This window comes from Marinobacter qingdaonensis (genome assembly GCF_034555935.1).
Classification (GTDB): Bacteria; Pseudomonadota; Gammaproteobacteria; order Pseudomonadales; family Oleiphilaceae; genus Marinobacter; species Marinobacter qingdaonensis.
Genome location: NZ_JAYDCJ010000002.1, coordinates 1 through 2,713, shown reverse-complemented (window position 1 = coordinate 2,713; position 2,713 = coordinate 1). Strand labels below are relative to the sequence as shown.

Genomic DNA, 2,713 nt, shown 5'->3' with positions numbered 1-2,713 from the left:
GAACGCAGTTGTCTTGGGGTTATATAGTCAAGCAACTAAGCGCATACGGTGGATGCCTTGGCAGTCAGAGGCGATGAAAGACGTGGAAGCCTGCGATAAGGCTCGGGGAGCTGGCAAACAAGCTGTGATCCGGGCATCTCTGAATGGGGAAACCCACCCGATTTCGGTCGGGTACTGTGCACTGAATCCATAGGTGTACAGGGCGAACCGGGGGAACTGAAACATCTAAGTACCCCGAGGAAAAGAAATCAACCGAGATTCCCTCAGTAGCGGCGAGCGAACGGGGACCAGCCCTTAAGCTGAACAACTGGTAGGAGAAGGCTCTGGAAAGTGCCGCCATAGTGGGTGATAGCCCCGTATCCGAAACCTGAGTTCAGTGAAATCGAGTAGGACGGGACACGTGATATCCTGTCTGAACATGGGGGGACCATCCTCCAAGGCTAAATACTCCTGACTGACCGATAGTGAACCAGTACCGTGAGGGAAAGGCGAAAAGAACCCCTGTGAGGGGAGTGAAATAGATCCTGAAACCGTATGCGTACAAGCAGTCGGAGCGGACTTGTTCCGTGACGGCGTACCTTTTGTATAATGGGTCAGCGACTTATGTTCAGTGGCGAGGTTAACCGTTTAGGGGAGCCGTAGGGAAACCGAGTCTGAATAGGGCGATTTAGTCGCTGGGCATAGACCCGAAACCGGGCGATCTATCCATGAGCAGGTTGAAGGTGCCGTAACAGGCACTGGAGGACCGAACCCACTGTCGTTGAAAAGCCAGGGGATGACTTGTGGATCGGAGTGAAAGGCTAATCAAGCCCGGAGATAGCTGGTTCTCCCCGAAAGCTATTTAGGTAGCGCCTCGGACGAATACCACAGGGGGTAGAGCACTGTTTCGGCTAGGGGGTCATCCCGACTTACCAACCCGATGCAAACTCCGAATACCTGTGAGTACTATCCGGGAGACACACGGTGGGTGCTAACGTCCATCGTGAAGAGGGAAACAACCCAGACCGCCAGCTAAGGTCCCCAAGTACCAGTTAAGTGGGAAACGATGTGGGAAGGCTCAGACAGCTAGGAGGTTGGCTTAGAAGCAGCCACCCTTTAAAGAAAGCGTAATAGCTCACTAGTCGAGTCGGCCTGCGCGGAAGATGTAACGGGGCTCAAACTGGTCACCGAAGCTGCGGCTGCATACTTTGTATGCGGGGTAGGGGAGCGTTCTGTAAGCCTGCGAAGGTGTGTTGTAAAGCATGCTGGAGGTATCAGAAGTGCGAATGCTGACATGAGTAACGACAATGCGGGTGAAAAACCCGCACGCCGGAAGACCAAGGGTTCCTGCGCAACGCTAATCGGCGCAGGGTGAGTCGGCCCCTAAGGCGAGACCGAAAGGTGTAGTCGATGGGAAACGGGTTAATATTCCCGTACCTTGGATAGCTGCGATGGAGAGACGGAGAAGGCTAGGTGAGCCGGGCGACGGTTGTCCCGGTTTAAGCGTGTAGGGAGTGGACTTAGGCAAATCCGGGTCCACAATCTCGAGACGCGACGACGACTGCTCTTTTAGAGCGGGAAGTCATTGATGCCATGCTTCCAGGAAAATCTTCTAAGCTTCAGGCTATTCGAGACCGTACCCCAAACCGACACAGGTGGTCAGGTAGAGAATACCAAGGCGCTTGAGAGAACTCGGGTGAAGGAACTAGGCAAAATGGTGCCGTAACTTCGGGAGAAGGCACGCTGGTTGTATGTGAAACCCCCGCGGGTGGAGCAGAAGCCAGTCGAAGATACCAGGCCCCTGCGACTGTTTATTAAAAACACAGCACTCTGCAAACACGAAAGTGGACGTATAGGGTGTGACGCCTGCCCGGTGCCGGAAGGTTAATTGATGGGGTTAGCATTCGTGCGAAGCTCTTGATCGAAGCCCCGGTAAACGGCGGCCGTAACTATAACGGTCCTAAGGTAGCGAAATTCCTTGTCGGGTAAGTTCCGACCTGCACGAATGGCGTAACGATGGGGGCGCTGTCTCCACCCGAGACTCAGTGAAATTGAAATCGCCGTGAAGATGCGGTGTATCCGCGGCTAGACGGAAAGACCCCGTGAACCTTTACTATAGCTTCACAGTGAACTTTGAGCAGTTTTGTGTAGGATAGCTGGGAGGCTTTGAAGCGGTGACGCCAGTCATCGTGGAGCCAACCTTGAAATACCAGCCTGAGCTGTTTGAGGTTCTAACTTGGACCCCTTATCGGGGTTGAGGACACTGTGTGGTGGGTAGTTTGACTGGGGCGGTCTCCTCCCAAAGCGTAACGGAGGAGCACAAAGGTGGGCTAAGCATGGTCGGACATCATGCGGTTAGTGTAATGGCACAAGCCCGCTTAACTGCGAGACAGACACGTCGAGCAGGTGCGAAAGCAGGTCATAGTGATCCGGTGGTTCTGTATGGAAGGGCCATCGCTCAACGGATAAAAGGTACTCCGGGGATAACAGGCTGATACCGCCCAAGAGTTCACATCGACGGCGGTGTTTGGCACCTCGATGTCGGCTCATCACATCCTGGGGCTGAAGCCGGTCCCAAGGGTATGGCTGTTCGCCATTTAAAGTGGTACGCGAGCTGGGTTTAGAACGTCGTGAGACAGTTCGGTCCCTATCTGCCGTGGACGTTGGAGATTTGAGGAAAGCTGCTCCTAGTACGAGAGGACCGGAGTGGACGAACCTCTGGTGTTCGGGTTGT

The 2,713-nt window shown here is 54.2% G+C and carries 1 rRNA gene; it reads left to right on the top strand.

The window, feature by feature from the left end:
- Nucleotides 1-25: 25 nt before the first annotated feature.
- Nucleotides 26-2,713, top strand: a 23S ribosomal RNA gene (locus U5822_RS03280); the annotation flags it as partial.